At 65.5% G+C, this 21454-nt stretch carries 17 protein-coding genes; 10 read left to right on the forward strand and 7 right to left on the reverse strand.

The genetic code is table 11. The annotated features are described in order from the left end of the window. Nucleotides 1–65: 65 nt before the first annotated feature. The gene (locus I6F24_RS35165) at nucleotides 66–1010 is read right to left on the reverse strand and encodes a LysM peptidoglycan-binding domain-containing protein (RefSeq protein ID WP_036006428.1); all 945 of its coding nucleotides are present in this window, start codon (nucleotides 1008–1010) and stop codon (nucleotides 66–68) included. Nucleotides 1011–1182: 172 nt separating this feature from the next. Next, nucleotides 1183–1662 (reverse strand): MarR family transcriptional regulator, encoded by a 480-nt coding sequence (locus I6F24_RS35170; RefSeq protein ID WP_225127783.1) that lies wholly within the window; start codon nucleotides 1660–1662, stop codon nucleotides 1183–1185. 107 nt (nucleotides 1663–1769) lie between these two features. On the opposite strand from I6F24_RS35170, the gene I6F24_RS35175 reads away from it, so the two are divergent. Both I6F24_RS35175 and I6F24_RS35180 read left to right on the forward strand, forming a co-directional pair. Then, nucleotides 1770–2978, forward strand: coding sequence for an ABC transporter substrate-binding protein (locus I6F24_RS35175; RefSeq protein ID WP_050995928.1), 1209 nt, complete (start codon nucleotides 1770–1772; stop codon nucleotides 2976–2978). A 16-nt stretch (nucleotides 2979–2994) separates the two neighbouring features. Next, entirely contained in the window at nucleotides 2995–4173 is a 1179-nt protein-coding gene (locus I6F24_RS35180) for a cytochrome P450 (protein ID WP_225150277.1), read from the forward strand. Between the two features lie 31 nt (nucleotides 4174–4204). On the opposite strand, the gene I6F24_RS35185 is transcribed toward I6F24_RS35180, so the two are convergent. Further along, nucleotides 4205–4924 (reverse strand): hypothetical protein, encoded by a 720-nt coding sequence (locus tag I6F24_RS35185; protein ID WP_225150275.1) that lies wholly within the window; start codon nucleotides 4922–4924, stop codon nucleotides 4205–4207. Nucleotides 4925–5209: 285 nt separating this feature from the next. On the opposite strand from I6F24_RS35185, the gene I6F24_RS35190 reads away from it, so the two are divergent. The 4 genes from I6F24_RS35190 (at nucleotide 5210) to I6F24_RS35205 (ending at nucleotide 8898) form a co-directional block, all read left to right on the forward strand. Then, entirely contained in the window at nucleotides 5210–6133 is a 924-nt protein-coding gene (locus I6F24_RS35190; RefSeq protein ID WP_225150688.1) for an ABC transporter ATP-binding protein, read from the forward strand. Continuing rightward, nucleotides 6130–6891 carry an ABC transporter permease gene (locus I6F24_RS35195; RefSeq protein ID WP_126255290.1) on the forward strand — a complete coding sequence of 254 codons (762 nt, stop codon included), beginning with the start codon at nucleotides 6130–6132 and terminating at the stop codon, nucleotides 6889–6891. Before I6F24_RS35190 ends, I6F24_RS35195 begins: the two co-directional genes overlap by 4 nt. Before the next feature lie 163 nt (nucleotides 6892–7054). Beyond that, a complete protein-coding gene (locus tag I6F24_RS35200; RefSeq protein ID WP_225143104.1) occupies nucleotides 7055–7864 on the forward strand; it encodes a L,D-transpeptidase in 810 nt (269 codons plus the stop codon). A gap of 38 nt (nucleotides 7865–7902) precedes the next feature. Continuing rightward, complete coding sequence (locus I6F24_RS35205; RefSeq protein ID WP_225150273.1) at nucleotides 7903–8898, forward strand: glycerophosphodiester phosphodiesterase; 996 nt, start codon at nucleotides 7903–7905, stop codon at nucleotides 8896–8898. 106 nt (nucleotides 8899–9004) lie between these two features. Here I6F24_RS35205 and I6F24_RS35210 read toward each other — a convergent pair whose 3' ends face one another. Then, nucleotides 9005–11284, reverse strand: a complete 2280-nt coding sequence (locus I6F24_RS35210) for a fused MFS/spermidine synthase (protein WP_225150271.1) — start codon at nucleotides 11282–11284, stop codon at nucleotides 9005–9007. Nucleotides 11285–11502: 218 nt separating this feature from the next. Between I6F24_RS35210 and I6F24_RS35215 the strand changes: the two genes are divergently transcribed. Further along, nucleotides 11503–13113 (forward strand): NAD(P)/FAD-dependent oxidoreductase, encoded by a 1611-nt coding sequence (locus tag I6F24_RS35215; RefSeq protein WP_225150269.1) that lies wholly within the window; start codon nucleotides 11503–11505, stop codon nucleotides 13111–13113. Between the two features lie 274 nt (nucleotides 13114–13387). On the opposite strand, the gene I6F24_RS35220 is transcribed toward I6F24_RS35215, so the two are convergent. Then, a complete protein-coding gene (locus I6F24_RS35220) occupies nucleotides 13388–13552 on the reverse strand; it encodes a Flp family type IVb pilin (RefSeq protein ID WP_036006397.1) in 165 nt (54 codons plus the stop codon). Between the two features lie 154 nt (nucleotides 13553–13706). Here I6F24_RS35220 and I6F24_RS35225 point away from each other — a divergent pair, with 154 nt between their 5' ends. After that, on the forward strand, nucleotides 13707–14594 hold the full coding sequence (locus I6F24_RS35225; protein ID WP_225150267.1) for a 50S ribosomal protein L11 methyltransferase: 888 nt from the start codon (nucleotides 13707–13709) through the stop codon (nucleotides 14592–14594). Between the two features lie 39 nt (nucleotides 14595–14633). Here I6F24_RS35225 and I6F24_RS35230 read toward each other — a convergent pair whose 3' ends face one another. Beyond that, complete coding sequence (locus I6F24_RS35230) at nucleotides 14634–14813, reverse strand: hypothetical protein (protein WP_036024908.1); 180 nt, start codon at nucleotides 14811–14813, stop codon at nucleotides 14634–14636. Between the two features lie 187 nt (nucleotides 14814–15000). Here I6F24_RS35230 and I6F24_RS35235 point away from each other — a divergent pair, with 187 nt between their 5' ends. Further along, nucleotides 15001–16830, forward strand: a complete 1830-nt coding sequence (locus I6F24_RS35235) for an aminopeptidase P family protein (RefSeq protein WP_225150265.1) — start codon at nucleotides 15001–15003, stop codon at nucleotides 16828–16830. A gap of 232 nt (nucleotides 16831–17062) precedes the next feature. Further along, complete coding sequence (locus I6F24_RS35240; protein ID WP_036024906.1) at nucleotides 17063–18337, forward strand: multidrug effflux MFS transporter; 1275 nt, start codon at nucleotides 17063–17065, stop codon at nucleotides 18335–18337. A 175-nt stretch (nucleotides 18338–18512) separates the two neighbouring features. On the opposite strand, the gene ppdK is transcribed toward I6F24_RS35240, so the two are convergent. Beyond that, a complete protein-coding gene (gene ppdK / locus I6F24_RS35245) occupies nucleotides 18513–21428 on the reverse strand; it encodes a pyruvate, phosphate dikinase (RefSeq protein ID WP_036024905.1) in 2916 nt (971 codons plus the stop codon). Nucleotides 21429–21454: the final 26 nt, after the last annotated feature.

The raw sequence follows: 21454 nt of genomic DNA on the forward strand, positions 1-21454 counted from the left end.
CTCCCCAACCCTCCCCCGCAAGCGGGAGAGGGAGCGCACCGCCTTCTGCGGCAAGATAACGGCCCCTACCTCCGCGCCGCCGGTGACGCCGGCGGCGTGGCCATCGCGGCGGCCGGCTCGGGCGGTGTCAGATGGCGGGGGACGATGATGGTCTGGCCCGGCGTCAGCTGCGCGTTCTCGGGCAGCGAGTTGCTCTGCGCGAGCGTCCACAGCGGCACGCGGTTTGCTGCTGCGATGCTCTCCATGGTGTCGCCGCGGCGCACCGGCACCCGCACGCCGCTGTCCCACAATTCGACCAGCGTGTCCGCCGGCACGAGATAGCGCAGCGGCACGGCATCGGCCTGCGTTTGCGGCGGAATGCGCGGCAGCTGCGTCACCATCTCGACGATCTGACGATGGATATCGTCGGACTTCTCGATGTTGATGTGGGTGACGCGCGCGTTCCGCTTGAGGTCATAGCTGGCGTAATGGCCGCGAAAGCCGGGAACAGCCACGACGTCGCCGCCGCCGAGCACGCTGTCGGACAGGAAGATGTTGATGAAGCGCTCGACGTTGAGGGGGACATCGCCGGTCGCTTGCGCGGGATCGATGGCGATGACGAGGCTGATCGGGATGTTCTCCTTGGCCGCCATCTCGGAGATGACGATCGAGCACAGCCCGCCCATGGAATGGCCCATCAGCACGATCGGCGCCGGCGATTCCTTATAGCTGGAGATGGCGCGATCGCCGATCCACCGGCAGATGGTGAATTCGTAGACGTTGGCCGAGAAGCCGGCCTTCGTTAGCTTCTCTTCGAGCCGATCCATGCCGGTCGAGAAGATCGGGCCCATGGCGCCGCGGAACAGGTAGATTTTTGGCGGCGGCAACGGCTCGAACGGCGGAGGCGGCGGCGGCGCGGCGGGGGCGGTCGCGTTGGTCTTGGACTTGGGGGGAGTAGCAGCGGCCATGCCACTGCTCAAGGCGAGCAGCACCACTGCTGCCAGCGCGAGGAGTCGCCTCGAATGAATCATCAGTCCAGCAGTCCCACCACGGGAGGCAGGGGCCTCCCCTGACCGGCTTAGTGACCATCGATTGGGTGGATTTTGGGGCACGGAACCGACCATCTCTCGTCCGGCGCCCTCTCCGGCTGCCGCGCCGCTGGACGTGGCTGCGACCGTCGGCCTCAGGCGGGCCTCTCCCGGGCTAAAGCGGCAGCAGCCGATTGAGCAATTCGAGCAGGGTGCGTTGCTCCGCCTCGGTGAGCGGGGCCAGCATCTTCCGGTTATAGAGCCCCGTCAGGCTTGCCCCGTCCTGAATGAGCTTGGCGCCCTTCGGCGTAAGCATCAACTCGACGGCGCGGCGGTCGGATTTCGAGCGGTTACGCTTGATGAAGCCGGACGATTCCAGCTCGTTCAGGATCTTGATCAGGTTCGGCAGGCGCAGGCGGAGCAGGCTGGCAAGGCTGCTGGGGGGAACGCCCGGATTGTCGCGAATGACGACGAAGATCGCGTAGGTCGCCGGCGTCAGGCCCAGTGCGGCGAACTCCTCGTAGAAGCCTTCGAAGAACTTCAGCTGCGCGAGCCGCAGCATGAAGCCGGGCGTGCGCTGCAGCGCGCGCAAGTCCAGTGACGTCTCCGACGGTTGAGGGGGCTTCGCTCCGGGTCTGACTGCTTTCGGGCTCATGATCCTGGATCCGGCGGCCACAAGTCGGCCGAATTGACACTCTCAAAAATAGCTATAAAATATAACTATTATAGAGCGGCACCAAGACCGCCCATGGGAGGGACACAATGAACAGCAAATTCCTGCATAAACTGTGCATGGTGGCCGCGGTGCTGACCGCCGCACCGGCCTTGGCCCAGGACGTCGTGAAGATCGGCATCCTGAACGATCAATCGGGGCCGTTCGCGAGCTATCAGGGCATCGGCTCGGTCGTCGCCGCCAAGATGGCCGTCGAGGACTATGGCGGAAAGGCCGCCGGCAAGCCGGTGGAAGTCGTTGCGGCGGACCATCAGAACAAGACGGACATCGGCATCGGCATCGCCCGGCGCTGGTACGAGAACGAGAGCGTCGATGCGATCTTCGACATTCCGAACTCGTCGATTGCGCTCGCCGTGGCCGGCATGAGCGCCGAGAAGAACAAGGTCTTCGTCGGCTCGGGCGCCGGCACGGTACTGCTGACCGGCGAGAAGTGCACGCCAAACACCGTGCACTGGACCTACGACACCTATTCCTACGGGCGCGGCCTCGGCAAGGCCATCGTGCAGCAGGGCGGCAAGAAATGGTTCTTCATCACCGCGGATTACGCGTTCGGCCATGATCTGGAAAAGCAGGCCGCGGAAGCCGTGAAAGCGTCCGGCGGTGAGGTGCTCGGCAGCGTGCGGCATCCGTTGGGCACGGCTGATTACGCCTCATTCCTGCTCCAGGCCCAGGCGTCGGGCGCGAGCGTCATCGCATTCGCCAATGCAGGGGACGATACCATCACCTCGATGAAGCAGGCCGCCGAGTTCGGGCTGACGAAGGATCACAAACTGGTCGGATTGATCCTCGGCATGAACGGCCTTCCCGCGCTTGGGCTCAAGTTTGCGCAGGGCGCGCAGATCATGAATCCGTTCTACTGGGATCTGACCGACGGCACGCGTGCTTTCGCGAAGCGCTTCGCCGAACGCATTCCCTCGAAGGCCTATCCGAACGACATGCAGGCCGGCGTCTATGCCTCGGTCATCCACTACCTCAAGGCGGTCGACAAGGCCGGCGGCGCCAAAGACGGCAAGGCCGTGGTCGCGACGATGAAGCAGATGCCGACCGACGATCAGTTGTTCGGCAAGGGCTACATCCGCAAGGACGGCCGCAAGATCCATCCGCTCTACCTGTTGCAGGTCAAGGCTCCCGAGGAATCGAATTCGTCCTGGGATCTGCTGAAGGTCGTTGCCACGATCAAGGGCGAGGACGCGTTCCGGTCCGAGAGTGACGGTCAGTGCCCGCTCGCAAAGCAATAGCGGTTCGGAGCTGACCATGAGCGGCATTGCATCCAGTCCGGTCGATCCGTTCGCGCCCGGCTTTCTGACGGATCCCTATCCCGCCTATGAGGCGCTGCGCGCAATCGGGCCGGTGTTCGAGGTGGAGCGCTACGACGTGTGGGCCATGGCCCGCTATGCCGAGGTCGAAGCGGCCCTGAAGGACTGGAAAACGTTCATCAGTGGCGAGGGCGTCGGGCTGAGCGGGATGAACCCGGCGCTGCCAAAGCCGCTGACCCTGCAGATCGATCCGCCCGACCACGACAAGGGCCGCCGCGTGCTCGGCCGCACGCTGTCTCCGGGCGTCGCAAGGAAGCTGCGCGAGACGTTCCAGCGCGAAGCAGAGAGGAAGGTCTCGGAGCTGATCGACAAAGGCACGTTCGATGCCGTGACCGATCTTGCGGAAGCCTATCCGATGAAGGTGTTTCCGGACGCGATCGGCATCCGCCCCGATGGGCGCGAGAAGCTGCTCGCCTGGAGCACGTTCGTATTCAACAGCTTCGGCCCGGAGAACGAGATCCTCGCGGCGTCGCGGAAGGATGGTCTCGCGGCGCAGAGCTGGATCATGGAATGTTGTGCGCGCGATGCGCTACGGCCCGACAGCCTCGGCATGATGATCTACCAGGCGGCCGATGAGGGCGAGATCACCGAGCACGAGGCGACGCATCTGGTGCGGCCGTTCCTCACGGCCGGGATCGACACCACCGTCAATAGCATCGGCAATACCCTGCTCGCGCTCGCCACCCATCCGGACGAATATCGCAAGCTGCACGAGAAACCAGAGCTGGCACGCAACGCCTTCGAGGAAGGTCTGCGCTACGATTCACCGGTGCAGACGTTCTTTCGTACCACCTCGCGCGATGCCGAGATCGGCGGCGGCATGATCCCGGCGCACCGCAAGGTGCTGCTGTTCATGGCCTCCGCCAATCGCGATCCCGCGCGCTGGGACAAGCCGGCCCGTTTCGACGTGGAGCGGGTTGCGACCGGCCATGTCGGCTTCGGCGCAGGCATACACGCCTGCGTCGGCCAGATGATCGCGCGTCTGGAGGGCGAACTGATCTTCGGCGAGCTCGCAAGGCGCGTGAAGACGATCGAGCTCACGGCGGAGCCGAAGCGCAGGCTCAACAATTCCCTGCGCGGGCTGGAGAGCATGCCGGTTCGCGTGACGCCAGCTTAGGCGGGCATCACGCTGCAGGATGCGCGACGGCTCAGTTCCGCGCCGGCGCCGTCGCCGCCGCCGCGCGCGCGGGCCGCGGTGCGCCGGGCTCGGCGACGGGAGCAGCCGGGGCGCGCGAGCGCATAATCGCAGCATTGATCTCGGCAATGACACGGCGCTGGATCGCCTCGTTCTTGTCGATCGAGACGTGGCCGACGCCACTGCCGCGGATGTCGACATTATCGAGCTTGCCGCGGAACCCGGCCGCGGCCCGCACCGGCTCGCCGGGGCCATCGCCGATATAGATGTTGATGTAGCGTTCCGCGCCGGTTGAGAGCTTGGTCTTGAACACGGAGTCGAGGCCGATCGCGAGCTTCACGGGCACGCCGAGCTGGTTGAGCTTGGCGATCATGTCGGGCAGCGCGGTCGCACCCGAGGAATGGCCGACCAGGATGATGGTCTTGAGCCGACCGGCCTTGTAGGCAGCCGCCGCTTCATCGGCGAGCGAGGACCAGGACACGAAATTGGCGACGGTCACCGGAACGCCCTGCGCCTGGAGCCGGGCGCCGATGGTGTCGAGGCCGAGCGAGAAGATGTTGAGCACGCCGCGGAGCAGATAGACATGCGTGGTCGCCGCCGCGGCCTGGCTCGGCGCGGCCTTGGCGGTGGTCGGGCTGATGGCAACAGCTGACAGCAGGAGCAGGCCCATCGCCCAAACACGGAGGGCGGACAATTGGCTGGCGCCGGCGGTGTGACGGCCGTTCGGTCTCATCGATCTTTTCCCTGGAGACAATACGCTTCGCGATTGGCCGGAATCGTAGCCACGGCGCGCTCGCAGACGCAACAAAGAGGCGCGTGAGCGCCAATCTTAGCAGCAAGCCGTGACCATCGCGCAACACTTGCCCGGAACATGCCACTAAAGCGCCTGTTTTGAGACCATTTTTCTCCGGGGAATTGCGGAGGGACAATGGCGTTCCTATTTCAGGGCTCCGCCGACCTGTCCTCCTGGATGGTCCGGCCCCCTCCCCAGCCTTTGCTCCTCAGCCTCGCGGCCATCATGTCTTCCATCATCTCCGTCGCCAATATGTCGAAGACCTATGGGTCCGGCTTCAAGGCGCTCAAGAACGTCAATCTCGACATCAAGCGCGGCGAGATTTTTGCGCTGCTCGGCCCCAACGGCGCCGGCAAGACCACGCTGATCTCGATCATTTGCGGCATCGCCAATCCGAGCGAAGGCCGCGTCCTGGTCGGCGGCGAGGACATCCAGACCTCCTACCGCAAGGCGCGCTCGCTGATCGGCCTCGTGCCGCAGGAATTGCACACCGACGCCTTCGAGAGCGTGTGGGCGACCGTGAGCTTCTCCCGCGGCCTGTTCGGCAAGCCGAAGAACCCCGATCACATCGAGAAGGTGCTGAAGGCCCTCTCGCTGTGGGACAAGAAGGACAACAAGATCATCACGCTCTCCGGCGGCATGAAGCGCCGCGTGATGATCGCCAAGGCATTGTCGCACGAGCCGCAGATCCTGTTCCTGGACGAGCCGACCGCCGGCGTCGACGTCGAGCTGCGCAAGGGCATGTGGGAGGTGGTACGCGGGCTTCAGCAATCCGGCGTCACCATCATCCTCACCACGCATTACATCGAGGAAGCCGAGGAGATGGCCGACCGCATCGGCGTCATCAACAAGGGCGAGATCGTGCTGGTCGAGGACAAGACCACCTTGATGCAGAAGCTGGGCAAGAAGCGGCTGACGCTGCATCTGCAGACAAAGGTGACGGCGTTGCCGGAAAGCCTCAGCCAATACGAGCTCGAGCTCTGCGACGGCGGCGCGACGCTGGTCTACGATTACGACACCCAGGGCGAGCGCACCGGCATCACCAGCCTGCTCGGCGATTTGCGCGCCGCCGGCATCCGCTTCAACGACCTCGACACGACGCAATCGTCGCTCGAGGACATCTTCGTCGACCTCGTGAGGACGTCATGAACCACCGCGCCATTCGCGCCATCTACCTGTTCGAAATGGCGCGCACCTGGCGGACACTGCTGCAAAGCATCGTCTCGCCGGTGGTCTCGACCTCGCTCTATTTCGTGGTGTTCGGCGCTGCGATCGGCTCGCGCATCAGCGAGGTCGAGGGCGTCAGCTACGGCACCTTCATCGTGCCGGGCCTGATCATGCTTTCGGTGCTGACGCAGAGCATCGCCAACGCCTCGTTCGGCATCTACTTCCCGAAATTCACCGGCACGATCTACGAAATCCTGTCGGCGCCGATCTCCTATTTCGAGATCGTGCTCGGCTATGTCGGCGCCGCCGCCACCAAGTCGATCATCCTGGGCCTGATCATCCTGGCGACAGCCGGCTTGTTCGTGCCGCTCCACATCCAGCATCCGGTCTGGATGTTGACCTTCCTGGTGCTGACGGCGGTGACGTTCAGCCTGTTCGGCTTCATCATCGGCATCTGGGCCGACGGGTTCGAGAAGCTGCAGATGATTCCGATGCTGGTGGTGACGCCGCTCACCTTCCTCGGCGGCAGCTTCTATTCCATCGACATGCTGCCGCCGACCTGGCGCACGGTCGCGCTGCTCAACCCGGTCGTCTATCTGATCTCCGGCTTCCGCTGGAGCTTTTACGAGATCGCCGACGTCAGCGTGTCCGTCAGCATCGGCATGACGTTGGCCTTCCTGGTGATCTGCCTGGTCGTGATCTGGTGGATTTTCCGAACCGGATACCGGCTCAAGAACTGACCACGCGGCGCTCGCGAAAATGTCAGCGCCGCCGGCCGGCGCGGCACAAAGCGGCCTTGCTTACGCCTGCCATCACGTTAACGATGGACAGGCTGGCCGCTGGAACCAACGCCGGGCTGCAGGCATAATGCACGCCGGGGGACGGAGAGCCGCGGCGCTAAGCATGAACAGGCCGGAGGCCAGAAGTCAGATGCGTTCGTTTTTTATTGCTTTCACGTCCCTGATGCTTATGAGCGCGGGCACGGCGCAAGCCAAGGTCGAGATCACCGTCGACAAGGACAATCAGCAGATGACCGTCGCCGTCGACGGGGTCGCGCGCTACCGCTGGCCGGTGTCGACCGGCCTCCCCTCGCGCGAGACGCCGAACGGCGCCTTCCGGGCCTTCCGCATGGAAGAGGATCACTACTCCAAGGAATTCGACGACGCGCCGATGCCGCACGCGATCTTCTTCACCAAGGTCGGGCACGCCATCCACGGCACGGACTCGGTCGGCCGGCTCGGCTCGCCGGCATCCCATGGCTGCGTGCGCCTGTCGCGCCAGAATGCCTCGACGCTCTATGCGCTGGTGCAGCAGCAGGGCGTGCTCAACACCACGGTGACGCTAACCGGCTCGGCCCAGGTGGCGCTGGCGCGCAATCCGCGCGGCCGCAACAACACTGCGGTGGCCCGCGCCCCGCAGCCGGCCGAAGACCAATACGCCACCACCGGCGCCCCCGTGGACCTGACCCCGCCGGCGCAGCCCGCGCGGCGCTACATGCCGCAGGACGACAATTACATCTACCCGGCCGACGGCAGCGACACCGGCGCGCGCTATCCGGCGCCGCGCTCGGCCACCCGCCCGCTCTACGACGCGCAGGTCTATCAGCAGCAGCCGCGGCCTTATTACGACCAGGGCTACGGCCAGCAGGGCTATTACTATCAGCCGCAGCCGCGGCAGGTTTATCAGCCGCGCGGCTACTACTATCAGAACTGACCCGGCGACCATCAACCGCCCTTGACCGTCGAGGCACCATGCCATCACGTGCCACGACAATCCCGGTGCTGCTCTCGCTGCTCACTGCCGGACAAGCCATGGGATCTGATTTGGCCTTCGACCTCGAGGCGCATCGCGGCGGGCGGGCGCTGCTGCCGGAAAACACCCTGCCCGCCTTCGCCCATTCGCTGACGATGGGCGTGGACACGCTGGAGCTCGACGTCGGCGTCACCGCCGACGGCGAAGTGATCGTCGCGCATGAGCGCGGGCTCAATCCCGATCTCGCACGGCGGCCCGATGGCGCCTACATCGCTCCGCCCGGCACGCCGTTCGTGAAATTGCGGCTCGACGAGATCAGGACCTATGACGTCGGCCAGATTCGGCCGGACAGTGCCTATGCGAAACAATTTCCGGGCCAGCGTGCCGTCCCGGGGACTCGCATTCCCACCTTGCGCGAGCTGTTCGCGCTGGTGCGCAAGTCCGGCAACAGGCAAGTGCGCTTCAACATCGAGACCAAGATCGATCCGAACCGTCCCGATGAAACGCTTGATCCGCAAGAATTCGTCGCGAAGCTGCTCGGGGTGATCGAGACCGAGGGAGTCTCCGATCGCGTCATGATCCAGTCGTTCGACTGGCGAACCTTGCGTCGCGTCCAGCAGCAGGCGCCGAACATCCCGACCGCGTACCTGACGATCCAGCGCAGCCTGGCTCCGACGGTAGCGCTCGACAAGGCGACAAACTGGACGGCGGGGTTCAACCCGGCCGATCACGCCGGCTCGCTGCCGCGCACGATCAAGGCTGCGGGCGGCGCGATCTGGTCGCCCTATTTCGGCGACGTGACCGCGCCTCTGGTCTCCGAGGCCCACGCGCTCGGACTGCGCGTCGTGGTGTGGACGGTGAACAGGCGCGAGGACATGACGCGCATGATCGAGCTCGGCGTCGACGGCATCATCTCGGACAGGCCGGATCTATTACGAGAGGTGGCCGGCGCTAAGGGAATTGCGCTGCCGGTGGGGACGCCCGTGGCGCCGTAGTTGCGATGCCTCGTAGCCCGGATGGAGCGCAGCGAAATCCGGGACAGTACCACGCCGGGAGCGCCCCCGGATTGCGCTTCGCTCCATCCGGGCTACGAAGAGAGCCCTACTCGCCGTCCTTCCAACGCCGATACAGCGCGCCCAGGATGTTCGAATAGTCATCGGTCCAGACCCGCACCCTGTCGTCGGCTTCGGTCTGTTCCCATTGCTTGGAGGACGCGAGCCTGCCGATGTCGGCCTCCTCGCGCGCGGAGATGACGACGTCGGTGGAGAAGATGTAGTCACCATCGCGCCCGGAATCCTCGTTGAAGACCCAGCTCTTGAGATCATTGGCGTCCGCGATACCGACGACGACGGTTTCGAGGTCCAGATGCCGGTTGGAGACGTGCATCACCACGGCACCGTGCGGCGCGAGCTTGTCCTTGTAGATCTTCATCGCCTCTTCGGTCGCAAGATGGATCGGGATCGCGTCGGACGAATAGGCGTCGACGATGACGAGATCATAGGCGCCGTCGGGCTCCTTGGCGAAGGTGAGGCGCGCATCGCCGATGACGGGCTTCATGTCGGGCATGCAGCTCGAGATGTAGCGGAAATTCCTCGGGTCGCGTGCCGCGTCGACCATGGACTGATCGATCTCGAAAAAGGTCCAGTCCTCCCCCCGCTCGGCGGCGCAGGCGAGCGTGCCGGAGCCGACGCCGATCGCGGCGACCTTCAGCGGCGCGCCCTTGCGCTCGCGGATCGCGCTGACGGCCTGACCGATGCCGCCGTCCTTGTGATAATAGGTGATCGGCTCGGGCCGGCCGGCAACAGGCGTGCCGTCATTGTTGCGGAAACGCTCGGCGCCATGAATGGTGGTGCCGTGCATCAGCACGTGGAAATAACCGCCCGGCGTCACCACGATCTTGTGCACGCCGAAGAAGCTGCGCACGGTCGTGACGCGGCCCTCGTCCGCGGGATAGACGCGGATCAACGCCAGCGCCAGCACGACGGTGGCAAAGATCTTCCAGCGCCCGGCATTGAGGATCAGCGCGAGCAGCGCGGCGAGCACGCCGACGGCGCCGGCGACCCAGACACGATGATCCTCGAACCAGGTCGAGAGGCCACCGGTCGTATATGACGGCGCGATGAGCGCCACCGCGAGCGCGGCGAGCGCCAGCCAGTACCATTTGACGATTGCGGCCAGCCGCTCATTCCCGGACGGACGGCACAGCGCGGCAAGCGCGATCAGGATCGGATATTCGGCGATCCACGAGAAGGTGAAGGGCGCAACGAGCCCCGCGAACAAGCCGCCGACCATGCCACCGAACGACAACGCGACATAGAAGCCGGTGAGATATTTGGCGGCAGGCCGCGTCCGCGCCAGCTCGCCGTGGCAGGCCATGGCGATGACGAAGAAGCAGAGTTGATGTCCGCCGAGGGTCAGCAGCAGGTTCTGCTCGCCGCCGAAAGCCAGCAGGACGACGACGCCCGCAATCGCGACCGGCTGGAGCATCAGCATCCATTTGTGCGGCAGCAGCGGCCGCGACTGGAACACGACGACCCAGGTCAAGAGGTAAAGCGACAGCGGCAGCACCCACAAAAGCGGCGCCGCCGCGACGTCGGTCGAGATGTGCGCGGTGACGGCGATGAGCAGGCCCGATGGCACGGCGGCGAGGAAGATCCAGCGCAGCCGCGTCACGAGGCCGGGCGCGGGTGCATTCACGTCCTCGGCCCGCGTGTCGGTCACCGCCAACTTCGGCGAACGCAACAACAGCACGCCGCAGGCGCCGATGAGGAGGATCAGCAGGCCATAGCCACCGGTCCAGAACCGGTTCTGCATCTGCAGCGTGAACATCGGCTCCAGCAGGAACGGATAGGACAACAGCGCGAGGAAGCTGCCGACATTGGAGGAGGCGTAGAGGAAATAGGGATCGTGCCCGGCCGGATGGCCGGTGCGGACGAACCAGGCCTGCAGCAGCGGATTGTTCGCGGCGAGCGCAAAGAACGGCAGCCCGATCGAGACCGCGAACAGGGCGAGCAGCCAGACTGCGTAGCCCGAAGCCGGCGGCTCGCCATAGGCGGAGGCGATGCCGAGCGGCAGCGTGGCGAAGGCGGCGAACAGCAGCACCAGATGTACCGCGACGGGGACGATCCGGTTCCGCGCCTGCATCAGCAGATGCGCATAGGCATAGCCGGCCAGCAGCAGCGACTGGAAGAACACCATGGCCACCGACCACACCGCCGGCGAGCCGCCGAGCCGCGGCAGCACCATCTTGGTGAACAGCGGCTGAACCGAGAACAGCAGCAGCGCGCTGACGAAGATCGCAGCGGTGTAGACCGTCAGCAGCAGCCGGTTGCGCGACGACGACGGCTGCTCCGTGGCGGCGGGTTGCACGATCGAATCCATGAATGCTCCGGCTCAAACCCCGGCGGGCGCCGGATCGCGCGCAATGGAGCACAAGGCGCCTGGACGGGCAATAAAGTGTGGCGTGATGTTGCAGCAAGGAATGCTTGATATAAGAGGGTCGTTCCGGGCGATGCAAAGCATCGAACCCGGAACCTCGAGATTCCGGGTTCTCGCTTCGCGAGCCCCGGAATGACAGTAGACCGGGCCTCGCATTCTTCATGACAGATACCGACGTCATCATCATCGGCGCGGGCCATAACGGCCTCACCTGCGCGACCTATCTGGCGATGGCGGGCCTGCGCGTGCGCGTGGTCGAACGGCGCAAGGTGGTCGGCGGTGCCGCGGTGACGGAGGAGTTTCACCCCGGCTTTCGCAATTCTGTCGCCGCCTATACCGTCAGCCTGCTCAATCCGCAGGTGATCCGTGACCTCAAGCTCGCCGAGCAGGGCCTGCGCATCGTCGAGCGGCGTGCGCAGAATTTTCTGCCCGCGCCGGACGGCAGCTATCTCCTCACCGGCGAGGGGCGAACGAAAGCCTCGGTGGCGCGGCTCAGCGCGCATGATGCGGAAGCGCTCGACGGCTTCGCGCGCGAGCTGGAAGGCATTGCCGACGTGCTCAGGCGGTTCGTGCTGCGCGCGCCGCCGAACCTGCTCGACAGCTTTGGCACCAACGCGGTCCGCGAGGCCGTGAACGCTTTGCAGAGCGCCAACATTCTGCGCGGCCTGACGCTGGAACAAAGCCGCAGCCTGCTCGATCTGTTCACGCGCTCGGCCGGCGAGATGCTGGACGAACGTTTCGAGCACGATCTAGTCAAGGCGCTGTTCGGCTTCGACGCCATCGTCGGCAACTATGCCAGCCCCTACGCCGCCGGCTCGGCCTATGTGATGCTGCATCATGCGTTCGGGGAGGTGAACGGCAAGAAGGGCGTGTGGGGCCACGCCATCGGCGGCATGGGCGCGATCACGCAGGCGATGGCGCGCGCGGCACGCGACCGTGGCGTCGTGATCGACACGGATGCCGGTGTGCGCGAGGTCATCGTCGAGCGCGACCGCGCCGTCGGAATCGTGCTGGAGAACGGCTCTGCGATCCGCGCGAAATATGTCGCGGCCAATGTCAATCCAAAGCTGCTCTACACGCGCCTGATCGCGGCCGATGCTCTGCCTGCGGACTTCCTCGCCCGCATGCGGCATTGGAAGAACGGCTCCGGCACCTTCCGGATGAATGTGGCGCTGGACCGCCTGCCCTCCTTCACGGCGCTCTCAGGCGAGGGCGATCACCTCACCTCCGGCATCATCCTGGCGCCGAGCCTCGGCTATATGGACCGTGCCTGGCTCGACGCGCGCGCCCAGGGCTGGAGCCGCGAGCCCGTGGTGGAGATGCTGATCCCCTCGACGCTCGACGACACGCTGGCCCCGGCCGGCAAGCATGTCGCGAGCCTGTTCTGTCAGCATGCCGCACCAGGGCTTCCCGATGGCAAGTCGTGGGACGACCATCGCGACGAGGTCGCCGATCTCATGATCGCGACGGTGGATAAATACGCCCCGGGCTTCGCGGCGAGCGTGCTCGGCCGTCAGATCCTGTCTCCGCTCGATCTCGAGCGGCAATTCGGGCTGCTCGGCGGCGACATCTTCCACGGCGCGCTGACGCTGAACCAGTTGTTCTCGGCGCGGCCGATGCTGGGCCACGCCGATTATCGCGGGCCGCTGAGAGGCCTCTACCATTGCGGATCTGGCGCCCATCCCGGCGGCGGCGTCACCGGCGCCCCCGGCCATAACGCCGCGCAGGCGATCCTGCGGGATCACCGCGCCCTGTTCGGGAGCCGTGGATAGGGCTGTGGATTGGCAGTGGACAGGCTGTCGAAAGGCCTGTGAGCGGCCAGAGGAGGCCTGGGCGATACGGCCAGGAGCGATCCTGGGGAAAGCCGGTGGGAAATCGGCGAGGCGATCAGGGGAAAAGTGGTGGATAAAGTCCGGACAAGCAGGCGGATAAGCTGTGAAGTCGGGCGGCAAAAACGACCTCGCCCGCCAGGGGAAACCCCTAGCAGGCGGTGATCAGGAACAGCCTTTGAAGAAAATAGCCCCCGCTGGAAAATGGCGGCGGAAATTACTTCAAGGAGGTGCTAATCGAAGTGAACTTCTCGTTCATGGTGGTGCCCAGGCCGTTCACCACGGTAATGATCGCCAGGGCGATACCCGCGGCGATCAGGCCGTATTCGATCGCGGTTGCACCGGACTCATCCGACCAGAACTTCTGAATCATGCGCTTCAAGACTCGCCTCCGTTTCAATTCAAAGCTGCGTGGACTTGCTTGTACATCCGAAAATATACGGGCCACACCCTGCAGGCGCGTTAATATGGGAACCTCAACTTGTCCGAAAACTGGGCAGCAAAAGTTCCAAAAATTGAACGCGACGGAACCCTGAATGCAGCCTTCCCCGACCCATCGCGCCAGCTTTTCGATTGGCAGCGAAGCCGACGCCAAGCGCGTCGTCGACGTGCTCACCGAGGTCTTTTTCGACGGCGATGCGGCGGTCGCCGCGTTCGAACGGCCTGACGGACGCTGGGACGTCACGTTGCATTTCGCCGCAGCGCCCGATCAGGCATGGCTGCGCGAACTCGTTGCAACTTCAGCAGGAAATGAGATCGCGGCGACGCTCGTCTTCGACACTGTCGAAGCCAAGGACTGGGTCAAAGCCAGCCTTGAAGATCTCGTCCCGGTGCCGGCCGGCCGCTTCGTCGTGCACGGCAGCCACGATCGCGACCGTGTGGCGCCGAACAAGCTTGCCATCGAGATCGAGGCGGCGCTCGCCTTCGGCACCGGTCACCATGGCACGACGCGCGGCTGTTTACTTCTGCTTGACCATGTCCTGAAGAGCTCCCGCCCAAGGAGCCTGCTCGATCTCGGCACCGGCACGGGCGTGCTGGCGATCGCGGCGGCGAAGGCGCTGCATCGCGCGGTGCTCGCTTCCGACATTGATCCGCCATCGGTCCGGGTGGCCGCCGAGAACGCCACGCTGAACGAAGTTGGCAACCATGTGCGGGTGATCCGCGCGACCGGCTTTGCCGCGCCAGATTTTGCGCGTGCAGGCCCGTTCGACCTGGTGCTCGCCAATATCCTTGCCAATCCGTTGCGGCAATTGGCGAGCCCGATGACGCGGCACCTTGCGCCTGGTGCCCGCGTCATCCTCTCCGGCCTCTTGACGCACCAGGCGCCCGCCGTGATCGCCGCCTACCGCGCCCGCGGCCTCGTGCCGGTGAAACATCTGCGCATCGAGGGGTGGAGCGGTCTGCTGCTGAGGAAGGTGGGATGAACTAACCGCGTCGCGACGGCGGTGCGCTCCCTCGCCGCGCTACTCGGCCGGCTTCACGTCGCGGCGTGACGCGCGCTTGCCCCGCAAGGCGCGCTTGGCGCGGCGCTCGGCGAAACGGTCGATCATCTGGCTGATGAGGCCGCGCGGCTTCTTTGTTACTGCCGCTGTCGGAGCGCGGCGCGCCGGCGGCGAAATCTTCTCAAAGGTGAACGCTGGCATTGTGTGTCCCCTCGCCGTTGAGATGAACCACCCGCTCGAATTTCCCTGTTATCCGGACGAAGCGCAACTGCCGCATCCTTTACTCCACTCGATTCGAATGGAACTATTTCAAGCACAGTCCATGCCAGATGCGACGCAAATGCGTCTACATTGCGGACTGATCTCCATGATCCTAAAGTGATCCACCATGTTCGAAGCGCACTTCCAGACATTCGAGGAGCCGGAGGCCGGCGTCGCGTTGGCGGCACGGCTGGCCGCACTTCGCGAAGAACTTGCCCGTCGCAAGTTGACCGGCTTCGTCGTGCCACGTGCCGACCAGCAGCAGAACGAATATGTGCCGCCATCGGAAGAGCGGCTCGCCTGGCTGACCGGCTTTACCGGCTCGGCGGGACTAGCAGTGGTTCTGCCGCAGGAGGCTGCGCTGTTCGTCGACGGCCGCTACACGCTGCAGGCGGCCAAGCAGGTCGATGCCAAGGCATGGGTAGTGGAATCGCTGATCGACCCGCCGCCGGAGAGCTGGGTGGCGGCGCATCTGAAAGCCGGCGACCGCCTCGGATTTGATCCGTGGCTGCACACTTTTTCGGCAGCAGAACGGCTGTCCGCCGCCTGCGCCAAGGCCGGGGCCGAGCTGGTTGCGGTCGACAGCAATCCGATCGACGCGATCTGGCAGGACCGGCCGCAGCCGCCGCTCGCCCCCGTCGCGGTGCACAGCCTTCAGCACGCCGGTATCACTGAAGCGGAGAAGCTGACCCAGATCAGGGCCGAGATCGCCAAGCTCGGCACCGATGCCTTGGTGCTGTCGGACAGCCACGCAGTGGCCTGGACCTTCAACATCCGCGGCGCCGACGTCGCCCATACGCCGCTGCCACTGTCCTACGCGCTGGTGCCGAAGGACGGCCGTCCCACCATCTTCATCGACCACCGCAAGCTCTCCAACCTCACACGCGACCATCTCGAGCAGTCCGCTGACGTGCGCGAACCGGACGCCATGGCGCCGACGCTGATGGCGCTGGCCAAGAGCGGTGCGGCCATTGCGCTCGACAATGCCACAGCGGCCGACGCACTCAGCCGCCTGATCAGCGGGGCCGGCGGCAAGCCGGTGCGCGGCAGCGATCCGGTTGCACTGCTCAAGGCGGTCAAGAACGCGACCGAGATCAAGGGCACCAAGACGGCTCATTTGCGCGACGCCGTGGCGCTGGCGCGCTTCCTCGCATGGATCGATCGCGAGGCGCCAAGCGGCAAGCTCACCGAGATCGACGCGGTCGAGGCGCTGGAAACCTTCCGCCGCGACACCGGCGCGCTCAGGGACGTCTCGTTCCCGACCATCTCCGGCACCGGCCCGAACGGCGCCATCGTGCATTACCGCGTCACCCGCAAGAGCAACCGGCGGATCGCGCCCGGCGATCTCCTGCTGATCGATTCCGGCGCGCAATATGAAGACGGCACCACCGACGTCACGCGCACCATGGCGGTCGGCGAGCCGACGGATGAGATGCGCGACCGCTTCACCCGCGTGCTGCGCGGCCACATCGCGATCGCGCGCGCCGTCTTTCCGGACGGCACCACGGGCGCGCAACTCGACACGCTGGCGCGGCAACATCTCTGGGCCGTCGGGCTCGATTTCGAGCACGGCACCGGCCACGGCGTCGGCAGCTATCTCTCGGTGCACGAAGGACCGGCGCGAATTTCGAAGCTCGGCACCACGCCGCTGAAGCGCGGCATGATCCTGTCGAACGAGCCCGGCTATTACAAGACCGATGGCTTCGGCATCCGCATCGAGAATCTCGAGCTGGTCGTCGCCGCCGACATCAAGGGTGCCGAGAAGCCGATGAACGCGTTCGAGACGCTGACCCTGGCGCCGATCGACCGCCGTCTGATCGATGTCGCGATGCTGAGCCGCGACGAGCTCGATTGGCTGAACGCGTACCATGCGCGCGTCAGGGACGACGTGCGGCCGGCGCTGGACGAGGCGACGAAGACCTGGCTCGATCAGGCCACGGCGGAGCTGAAGCTCTAACTCCGTCATAAGACTGCCTGCGTAGGGTGGGCAAAGCATCCGCTGCCGCTCGAAGAGCGGAGGCGGATGCGTGCCCACCATCCATCTCCGGGTGACGGCAGCAATGGTGGGCACGCCGCGCAAAGAGCGCGTCTTTGCCCACCCTACAGGCCCAGCGCCTTGACGCCTCGCGCATAGCCGTATGCCGAAATGAGCGTATTCGCTCGCAACGCGATGCGGCTAGTGTCCGGCGATGCACGGCATCATCAGCAAGCCGCCCGAAGCGGCCGGCAACCTCGCGACCTCGCGTCTGGTGTTGCTGCTGCTGGTGGTGATGACCGGGGTCGCACCGATCTCGCTCTACATCCTGGTTCCGGCGCTGCCGGTGCTGGCGACGGATTTCGGCAGCGACATCTCGATCGCGCAGATGACGGTGTCGCTCTACATGGTCGGCATCGCGCTGTCGCAGCTGATCATGGGGCCGCTGTCGGACCGGTTCGGGCGGCGTCCGGTGCTGCTCGGAGGACTTGCACTGATGGTGGCGGCCAGCGTCGCCTGCATTTTCGCCGAGACCCTGCCGCAATTGATCGCCGCACGCTTCTTCCAGGCGCTCGGCGGCGCATCCGGCATGGTGATCAGCCGGGCCATCATCCGCGACATCTACGAGCGCGACCGCGTCGCCTCGATGATCAGCCTCGTGGTCGCGGCGCTGATGATCGGGCAGATGGTCTCGCCGCTCACCGGCGGCCTGATCGAGACCGCGTTGGGATGGCGCGCGATCTTTTATGCCATCACCATCGCCGCCATCGTCGTTGCCGTCGGGATCGCCTTGGCGCTGCCTGAGACCCGCCGCAGCCGCGCCGCCGGCAGCGGCTTCCGCGGCGATATCGGCATGCTCATCCGCAACCGCGCCTTCGTCGGCTATGTGATGTGCCAAGTGCTGGCGTCCCAGATCATCTTCACCTTCGCCGGTGGCGGGCCCTACATCGTGGTGACGCAGATGGGCCGCAGCAGCGCCGAATACGGCGCCTGGTTCGCGACGACGGGCTTTGCGTTTCTGGTCGGCAACCTGCTCTGCGTGCGCTTTGCGCCGCGCCACTCACTGGAGAAGCTGATCTGGTTCGGGCTCGCCCTGCAGCTCTGCGGCAGCCTTGCGAACCTGCTCTGGAGCTTCGTCGGTTGGAACGAGGCGCCCGCCTGGCTGTTCGGCACCCATATGATCGTGATGGCCGGCAATGCCTTCGTGATGGCGAATTCCGCCGCCGGCGCCATCAGCATCCGTCCCGAAGCGGCCGGCACCGCCTCGGGCGCGATGGGCTTCCTGCAGCAAGGCATTGGCGCGCTGATGTCGCAGTTCGGCGCCTATCTCGGCGGCCACTCCGCAACGACGCTGCCGCTGACCTCCGCGGTCCTCGCGATCTCGATCCTTTGCGCCTGCGTGATGATGTTCGTCGTGCCCCGCCGCGAGGCGGTAGCGAGCGAGGCGCTGATCGGGCAGGCCGAGGAGGATGAGACGGGGATGATGTGAGGGGCGCCGAGTAGAGTCCCTCTGCGGAACGACTCTGGATTGCTTCGCGGAGCCTGTCATCGGGCCGCGCTTTGCGCGGACCCGGTGGCTCGCAATGACGACGCGGAGAGAGCAGTGCCAAAAATGAGAGGCGGGGCTGGGCCCCGCCTCTCTCAATTCAAGTCTGTGTTTCGGCTTACGCCTGGCTCGCGATCGCCTTGCCGAGCGCGGCCTGCGCCGCTGCAAGCCGCGCGATCGGCACGCGGTAGGGCGAGCAGGAGACGTAGTCGAGACCGATATGGTGGCAGAAGGCGACGGAGGCGGGATCGCCGCCGTGCTCGCCGCAGATGCCGACCTTGAGCGAAGTGCGGGTCTTGCGGCCGCGGGCGACGCCGATCTTGACCAGCTCGCCGACGCCTTCCTGATCGAGCGAGATGAAGGGATCGACCGTGAGGATGCCCTTCGCCACATAGGGACCGAGGAAGCTCGCCGCGTCGTCGCGGCTGATGCCGTAGGTCGTCTGCGTCAGGTCGTTGGTGCCGAACGAGAAGAACTCGGCCGACTGCGCGATCTCGCCCGCGAGCAGGCAGGCGCGCGGCAGCTCGATCATGGTGCCGACCTGATAGGCCAGCTTGGTGTTGGTCTCGCGCATCACGGCCTGTGCGGTGGCATCGATCCGTGCCTTGACCAGGTCGAGCTCGGCCTTGGTCGCGATCAGCGGCACCATCACCTCGAGGCCGACGGCCTTGCCGGTGCGCTTCTGCGCCTCGACCGCCGCCTCGAAGATCGCGCGGGCCTGCATCTCGGCGATCTCGGGATAGGCGATGGCGATGCGGCAGCCGCGGAAGCCGAGCATCGGGTTGAACTCCGAGAGCTCCCGGGCGCGGTCGGCGAGGCGCCGCGGGTCGGTGTTCATGGCGCGCGCCACTTCCTCGACCTCGGCATGGGTGTGCGGCAGGAATTCATGAAGGGGAGGATCCAGAAGCCGGATCGTGACGGGCAGGCCCTTCATGATCTCGAACAGCTCGACGAAGTCGGCGCGCTGCATCGGCAGCAGTTTTGCCAGCGCGGCGCGGCGCGACTGCTCGTCCTCGGAGAGGATCATCTCGCGCACCGTGCGGATGCGCGTCTCCTCGAAGAACATGTGCTCGGTGCGGCAGAGGCCGATCCCTTCCGCGCCGAACTTGATCGCCGTGCGCGCGTCGTCAGGCGTGTCGCCGTTGACCCGGACGCCGATCTTGCGGACCTGGTCGGCCCAGTTCATCAGCGTGCCGAACTCGCCGGACAGCTCCGGCTCGATCATCGGCATGCGGCCGGCGAGCACCTGGCCGAGCGAGCCGTCGATGGTGATGACATCACCGGTCTTGAAGGTGCGCGAGCCGATGCTCATGGTGCCGCGGCCGTAATCGACGCGGATGGTGCCGCAGCCGGAGACGCAGGGCTTGCCCATGCCGCGCGCGACCACCGCCGCGTGCGAGGTCATGCCGCCGCGCGTGGTCAGGATGCCTTCGGCGGCGTGCATGCCGTGGATGTCTTCCGGGCTGGTCTCGATGCGGACCAAAATCACCTTGCGTCCGTCGCCCTGAAGCTTGGCCGCCTCGTCCGAGGAGAACACGATCTCGCCGGAGGCCGCACCCGGCGAAGCCGGCAGGCCGGTTGCGATCACGTCGCGCTTGGCGTTGGGATCGATGGTCGGATGCAGGAGCTGGTCGAGCGAGGCCGGATCGATCCGCGTCACCGCTTCCTTCTTCGAGATCAGGCCCTCATTGGCGAGCTCGACCGCGATACGCAGCGCCGCCTTGGCGGTGCGCTTGCCGCCGCGGGTTTGGAGCATCCAGAGCTTACCCTGCTCGACGGTGAACTCCATGTCCTGCATGTCGCGGTAGTGCTTCTCGAGCAGCGTGTAGATCCGCGTCAGCTCCTTGAAGGCTTCCGGCATCGCCGCTTCCATCGACGCCTTGTCGGAGCCCGACTCCTTCCGCGCCTCCTCGGTGATGTCCTGCGGCGTGCGGATGCCCGCGACCACGTCCTCGCCTTGTGCGTTGATCAGGAACTCGCCGTAGAGCTTGCTCTCGCCGGTCGAGGGGTTGCGGGTGAAGGCAACGCCCGTGGCCGATGTCTCGCCCATGTTGCCGAACACCATGGCCTGCACGTTGACCGCGGTGCCCCAGGATTCCGGAATGTCGTGCAGCTTGCGGTAGGTCACCGCGCGCGCGTTCATCCAGGATGAGAACACCGCGCCGATCGCGCCCCAGAGCTGGTCGTGCGGATCCTGCGGGAATTCCTTGCCGGTCTCGCGCGCGACCGCGTCCTTGTACTTGCCGACCAGTTCGACCCAATCCTCAGCCGACAGATCGGTGTCGAGCGTGTAGCCCTGGCTGTCCTTGAAGGTGTCGAGGATCTCCTCGAAGTGATGATGCTCGAAGCCGAGCACCACGTCGGAATACATCGTGATGAAGCGGCGATAGCTGTCATAGGCGAAACGGCGGTCGCCCGACAGCTCGGCCAGCGCTTCCACGGTCTGGTCGTTGAGGCCGAGATTGAGCACGGTGTCCATCATGCCCGGCATCGAGGCGCGCGCGCCGGAGCGCACCGAGACGAGCAGCGGGTTCCTGGTGTCGCCGAACACCTTGCCGGTCAACTTGCCGACATAGTCGAGCGCCTTCTCAACCTGCGGCTTCAGTTCCTTCGGGTAGGTCTTGTCGTGCTCGTAGAAATAGGTGCAGACCGAGGTCGGGATGGTGAAGCCCGGAGGCACCGGCAGGCCGAGATTGGCCATCTCAGCGAGGTTGGCGCCCTTGCCGCCGAGCAGGTCGCGCATTTCCGTCCGGCCCTCGGCCTTGCCGTCACCGAACGTGTAGACCCATTTGCCGGCCTTCGCCGCTGCCGGCGCCGCCTTGGCAGGCACAACCTTCTTCGGCGCAGGCTTCGCGGCAACCTTCGGCGAAGCCGCCTTGGTCATTGCCTTTGCCACCGGCTTTGCAGTGGGTTTGGCGACCGGCTTCGGCGCGCTCTTGGCCAGCGCCTTGCGGGCCGCCGGCGCGGCCTTCGCCTTGGCGGAGGGCTTTGATTTCGCTGCAGTTTTAGAAGGCTTCGAGGCGGCTTTGGCCATAGCTTGCACACAACCTGCGAGAGGAA

It is taken from the genome of Bradyrhizobium sp. BRP23 (assembly GCF_020194135.1).
GTDB lineage: Bacteria > Pseudomonadota > Alphaproteobacteria > Rhizobiales > Xanthobacteraceae > Bradyrhizobium > Bradyrhizobium yuanmingense.